Genomic DNA, 5,713 nt, shown 5'->3' on the forward strand with positions numbered 1-5,713 from the left:
GATTGGTGTATACGCGAAAGCTCTTGGCGCAGTGCAGTAAATCCGACAACCGGCTGATAAATTCGCCGTCGGAAGAAGATAATGAAATGGCCGTGGGCATGCCAACGGCCATCTCTTTTGCAAAAGTAGGCCCGGAAAATACTGCCAGTGAGACATCATCACCGAGAATATCGCGGGCAACATCCTGCAGTAAACGACCGGTTTCCGGCTCCAGCCCTTTGGTTGCCCATGCCAGGCGGGCATCCGGCTTTAGCAAAGGTTTTATCTGCCGTAAGGTTTCAGCAAAGGCATGACTCGGTACAACCAACAGAATATCTCTGCTGCTTGCAACGGCTTCGGCTAAATCGGCTGTTACCTGTAAGGTATCAGGTAAGCGGATATCCGGCAGATATTTCTGATTCAGGCGCTGCTGCGCCATCTGCGCCATATCCTCTGCATTACGGCCCCACAAACTGATGGTGTTGCCGTTACGGGCCAGACAAATAGCAAGGGCGGTTCCATAGGAGCCCGCCCCTAACACAGCAATAGCAGAAGGCTGCATTGATTAAGCGTCTGCTTTCACGCCCTGAGCTTCAGCCTGACGCTTCTGCACATACTGGGCAAATAAGGCATCAAAGTTAACCGGTGCCAGATTTAATTGCGGGAAAGTACCACGGTTAACCAGGTTAGATACTGCTTCACGAGCATACGGAAACAGTGTATTCGGGCAGAATGAGGCCAGCATGTGTGCCATCTGAGCATCTTCCAGAGGCCCGATAGAAAATATACCTGCCTGCTGCACTTCACATAAAAACGCCGTCTCACCTTCAACAGTCGTCGTTACCGTCAGTGACAAGATAACCTGATATACATTTTCATCCAGCTTTTCACTGCGGGTGTCTAAATCAAGCTTAACTTCCGGCTTCCATTCTTTGCGGAAAATTGCCGGAGCATTTGGCGCTTCAAAAGAAATGTCTTTAACAAAAATACGTTGAATGGCGAAATGTAAGCCCTGCTCTTCTGTTGCAACGCCGTTTGCTTGTTGTTCGGCCATGATAATTCCTAATGTTTAAAGGTTTAATAAAGGGTCAAGTTGTCCGCTTGCATCAAGTGCCAGCATATCGTCGCAGCCACCAATGTGACGGGAATCAATAAATATCTGCGGAACTGTGCTCCGCCCGCCGGCGCGTTCAATCATCTCAGGACGCAACTCTGGTTTTTCGTCAATCCTGATTTCCTGATAGCTGACACCCTTGTTGTCCAAGACAGACTTAGCGCGAACACAATAAGGACAATATGCTTTGGTGTAAATAGTCACTTGCGACATCATTACCTCCTGGTTTTAACGACAGGCAGACTGGCTCCGGTCCAACTTCCCATACCACCTTGCAGCACAGAAACCGAACTGAATCCCTGCTTTAATAAACTGGCTGCCGCTTTTTGCGCTGTCATACCAGCCTGACATACCACGATAATGGGTTCGGCTTTCAGCTTTTCAAGCCCTGCCAGCTGTTGTTTTTCAATATCTGCCATTGGCAAATGGCGGGCGCCGGTAATATGGCCCTTACTAAAATCGGCTTCTGCGCGGATATCAACCACGGTTGCATTTTGCCGGTTCACCAGCATGGTCAGCTCCGTCGGTGTGATCTGCCGGATAGGCGAAAACTTCGATTTCACCCAGCTGGCGATTAACAGCACAAATAACACTACCCAAACTGCGCTTAAAATAGGATGGTTTGTTGCAAACTCGATATACTGCTGCATATTCACTCTACTTATCACTGATAATTTTCCGCGCTGAGTATACTGAGTTTCATAACAGAAAGCAGCCCTGTGCTTGCCGGCTGCGAATATCAGGGCTGGAGAATTGCACAAATTTCGGTAAGATAGCTGCTTGCATTTTCCTCCTTCTCGCTTAAAACACGGAGCTCACATGACCAGTCGCAAAAAACCTTTGGTATTGTTAATTCTTGATGGCTGGGGCTACCGGGAAGAAACAGACAATAATGCTATTGCACAGGCCGATACGCCGGTAATGGACAGGTTATGGCACGACTATCCGCACACCCTGATATCAGGCTCTGGCCTTGACGTTGGCTTGCCAGATGGTCAGATGGGCAATTCCGAGGTGGGGCATGTTAACCTTGGGTCCGGCCGTATCGTGTATCAGGATTTTACCCGTATCACCAAAGCGATAGACGACGGCGATTTCTTTACCAACCCGGTGTTAGTAACAGCAGTAGACAAGGCCAAGAAACAACAAAAAGCGGTGCACATTATGGGCCTGTTATCGCCAGGCGGTGTACACAGCCATGAAGACCATATACTGGCCATGATCAAACTGGCAGAGCAACAAGGGGCCAGTCCCATATACCTGCACGCCTTCCTCGATGGGCGCGATACACCGCCACGCAGTGCTAAGAGTTCGCTGGAAAAAATTCAGGCACACTTTAATCACACAGGCAGTGGCCAGATAGCGTCCGTTGTCGGCAGATACTATGCAATGGACCGTGACAAACGCTGGGACCGGGTACAACAGGCGTATGACTTGCTGACGCAGGGTACCGCAGAATATCAGGCGCAGGATGCCCTGCAGGCACTTGAGATGGCATATCAGCGTGATGAAAACGATGAGTTTGTAAAAGCAACGGCCATTATGTCCGGACACAACAAGCCGGTGCAGATGCAAGATGGCGATGCGCTGATCTTTATGAACTTCCGTGCCGACAGAGCACGCCAGTTCAGCCGGGCTTTTGTTGACAGCGATTTTAATGGCTTTACACGTCAGCATCGCCCGGCCCTTAGCAGCTTTATCATGCTGACAGAATATGCGGCTGATATAAAAGCACCTTGTGCTTATCCGCCAGAGAGTCTGAACAACGTGTTGGGTGAATGGCTGGCAAAGCACCACAAAACACAATTGCGTATCTCTGAGACCGAGAAATATGCCCATGTCACCTTTTTCTTCAGCGGCGGACGTGAGGAGCTGTTTGAAGGCGAGCAACGTATTTTAATTGACTCGCCTAAGGTTGCTACCTACGACCTGCAGCCGGAAATGAGTTCAACAGAGCTGACTGACAAATTGGTTAACGCTATACACAGCGCTGATTTTGATGTGATTATTTGTAACTACCCGAATGGCGACATGGTAGGCCACACTGGTGTGATGAGCGCGGCAATTAAAGCCGTTGAAGCTGTTGACCATTGTATTGGACGTGTTGTTGATGCGTTGCAGCAAGTTGGCGGAGAATGTCTTATCACCGCTGATCATGGTAATGCAGAGATGATGCTGGACACCGACTCCGGCCAGGCCCATACCGCTCATACCAGCGGCCCGGTACCCCTTATTTATGTTGGTCGTCAGGCAAGTGTGACCGAAGGCGGTGTACTCAGTGATATTGCGCCAACCATGTTACACCTGATGAATATGCCTATCCCAACCGAGATGACCGGTAAAATTCTGATGCAGCCCAAATAACAATGCAGCAGTTGTCATGCAAAAAACTGCAGCAGTCTGCGTTATGCGTACTGCTGCTTAGTTTGCCATCAGCCTCTGCTCAGCAACAGCAGGAACAGGAACTGGCTGAACTGAAACAACAAATTCAGTTAACTGAGCAGCAAGTTAAACAGCAACAGCAACAGCTTGAACAAGCGGAACAAAAACTGCAGCGCTCTGACCGCGAACTGGCAGAAGCTTCAGCAGCAACCCGAGCTACTGAGCAGGAAAGACAGCAGCTGGCCGCCAGAGAGCAGCAATTATTGCAAGAGCAAAAAACGCTGGAGCAGACACTGCAACAGCAACAAAGTTTGCTGGCGTCACAACTTAAAAGCGCATACAGCCTGGGGCAACACGATTACAGCAAAATGCTGCTGAACCAGCAAGACGCAGCAAAACTGGAACGGGTGTTAAGTTATTATCAGTACTTCAACCGGGCCAGATTACGTCAGCTGGCTGCATTGAATCAAACCATTGCCCAGCTGCAACAAGTGCTGCTTGAACTGACAGAGAAACAACAGCAACTTGCAGCATCACTACAAAAACTGCGACAACAGCAACAAATGCTGGCACAGGCGAAGTCAGAGCAACAGCATGCCGTGTCTCGCTTGCAGGATACACTCAGGCAGCAGGGGCGCCAGCTGGACTACCTGCGTCAGAATGAAGCCAGTTTACAAACTACGCTTGATAACCTGCGAAAACTTGCCGAGCAGGCGCGAGAGCTGGGTGGTCTTGCTAAACAAAAAGGCCATTTGATTTGGCCTCTGAACGGCAGCCTGCTACAACGTTTCGGGCAGAGCCGTCAGGGCGGCATATCGTCACGTGGTATCTTAATCCAGGGAAGTGAGGGCGATGCGGTAAAAGCCATTGCAGATGGTCAGGTGATTTATGCAGATTGGCTTAAAGGCTATGGCTGGGTTATTGTACTCGATCACGGCGCTGGCTTTATGAGTCTGTACGGTCATAATCAAAACCTGCTCAAACAACCCGGTGCCCGCATCAACGCAGGAGAAACGATTGCGCTGACTGGAATGAGTGGTGGACAGGCTTCAGCCGGACTGTATTTTGAAATCAGAGAAAAAGGCGAAGCCGTTAACCCTATGCAGTGGTTAATGCAGAGCAAACGCTAAAAAGAATATCAGACACAAACTGTTGTGTTTATACTTTCAGCAACTGATTTACTCAGTGCTTAGCGCTATAAAAGAGAATAATAAAAACGTGCGAATACTACTTATACTAAGTCTGGTCCTGGCGAGTGTTAATTTACAAGCCAGTGAAGACAAACCCCGCATCGCTATCATTATTGATGATATTGGTTATCAGAAATCAGATCTGAAACTTATCGACTTACCTTTTGCACTGACTTTTGCCGTGCTGCCTCATACCCCCTATGGCCAGCGGGCCGCGCGTCATGCCTTTCAGTTACGGCGGGATGTAATGTTGCATATGCCGATGCAGGCCAGCAGTGGTAAAGAACCGGGGCCAGGCGCCTTAACCGGCGATATGTCAAGACAACAGGTACAACAAACACTACAACTGGCGCTGGCCGACATCCCTTATGCCATAGGCATCAATAACCATATGGGTAGCTTTTACACTGAGCAGGAAGAACCCATGGCGTGGACAATGGAGTACCTGAGGAAAAGGCATTTATTTTTTGTTGATAGCTTAACAACTGCACATAGCAAAGCCGGCAAATATGCCAGACAATTTGGGGTGACTAATCTGAGCCGGCAGGTATTTCTGGACAACGAACAAACCGAAGCCGCGATGAGTAAACAGCTCGATACTTTGCTACGCATTGCACATAAACGCAAAACTGCCATTGCCATTGCGCATCCCTACCCTGAAACCTATAAATTCCTGCATAAATATCTGCCAAAGTTGCAGCAGCAAGGTGTCACACTGGTTGGTATCGCTGAGCTACTGCCACAAAACCATGACGTAGTAGCTGCAGGTTTTACTGCACCGGCAGTATCAGCTCCGCAAGAGTAAGACCCGCGGAGTTCTGCCGGGACAACCTGCCCCCGTTATGATGATGCTTGTTGTAAATACTTCAACAGCTCTGCTTGTGGCATAGGCTTAGCGTACATAAAGCCCTGCACTTCGTCACAGCCCATAGCTTTCACTGCCCGCTCCTGAGCCTCGTTTTCCACCCCTTCGGCTATGGTTGATAAATGCAGGCGCTGACCAAGACTGATAATTGTTTCCGCGATCACTTCACCGGCAGCTTTATCA

At 49.3% G+C, this 5,713-nt stretch carries 8 protein-coding genes; 3 read left to right on the forward strand and 5 right to left on the reverse strand.

Features of this window, described 5'->3' with window-relative positions:
* The 4 genes from VIN66_RS15685 to VIN66_RS15700 all read right to left on the reverse strand — a co-directional run.
* Positions 1–541: 2-dehydropantoate 2-reductase N-terminal domain-containing protein (locus VIN66_RS15685; protein WP_331924849.1), on the reverse strand; the 541-nt coding region annotated here is incomplete at its 3' end.
* Between the two features lie 3 nt (positions 542–544).
* On the reverse strand, positions 545–1,033 hold the full coding sequence (secB, locus tag VIN66_RS15690; RefSeq protein ID WP_226767263.1) for a protein-export chaperone SecB: 489 nt from the start codon (positions 1,031–1,033) through the stop codon (positions 545–547).
* Positions 1,034–1,048: 15 nt separating this feature from the next.
* A complete protein-coding gene (gene grxC, locus VIN66_RS15695; protein WP_134053543.1) occupies positions 1,049–1,306 on the reverse strand; it encodes a glutaredoxin 3 in 258 nt (85 codons plus the stop codon).
* 2 nt (positions 1,307–1,308) lie between these two features.
* Positions 1,309–1,743 carry a rhodanese-like domain-containing protein gene (locus tag VIN66_RS15700; protein WP_331924850.1) on the reverse strand — a complete coding sequence of 145 codons (435 nt, stop codon included), beginning with the start codon at positions 1,741–1,743 and terminating at the stop codon, positions 1,309–1,311.
* Between the two features lie 169 nt (positions 1,744–1,912).
* On the opposite strand from VIN66_RS15700, the gene gpmM reads away from it, so the two are divergent.
* The 3 genes from gpmM to VIN66_RS15715 all read left to right on the forward strand — a co-directional run bounded on the left by gpmM (position 1,913) and on the right by VIN66_RS15715 (position 5,470).
* Positions 1,913–3,457: a 2,3-bisphosphoglycerate-independent phosphoglycerate mutase gene (gene gpmM / locus VIN66_RS15705; protein ID WP_331924851.1), complete on the forward strand. Its 1,545-nt coding sequence runs from the start codon at positions 1,913–1,915 to the stop codon at positions 3,455–3,457.
* Between the two features lie 2 nt (positions 3,458–3,459).
* Complete coding sequence (locus VIN66_RS15710; RefSeq protein ID WP_331924852.1) at positions 3,460–4,605, forward strand: murein hydrolase activator EnvC family protein; 1,146 nt, start codon at positions 3,460–3,462, stop codon at positions 4,603–4,605.
* 88 nt (positions 4,606–4,693) lie between these two features.
* Positions 4,694–5,470 (forward strand): divergent polysaccharide deacetylase family protein, encoded by a 777-nt coding sequence (locus VIN66_RS15715; RefSeq protein ID WP_331924853.1) that lies wholly within the window; start codon positions 4,694–4,696, stop codon positions 5,468–5,470.
* A 35-nt stretch (positions 5,471–5,505) separates the two neighbouring features.
* Here VIN66_RS15715 and VIN66_RS15720 read toward each other — a convergent pair.
* On the reverse strand, positions 5,506–5,713 hold a 208-nt coding region (locus tag VIN66_RS15720), incomplete at its 5' end, for an EAL domain-containing protein (protein ID WP_331924854.1).

Source organism: Rheinheimera sp. (assembly GCF_036568245.1).
Classification (GTDB): domain Bacteria; phylum Pseudomonadota; class Gammaproteobacteria; order Enterobacterales; family Alteromonadaceae; genus Alishewanella.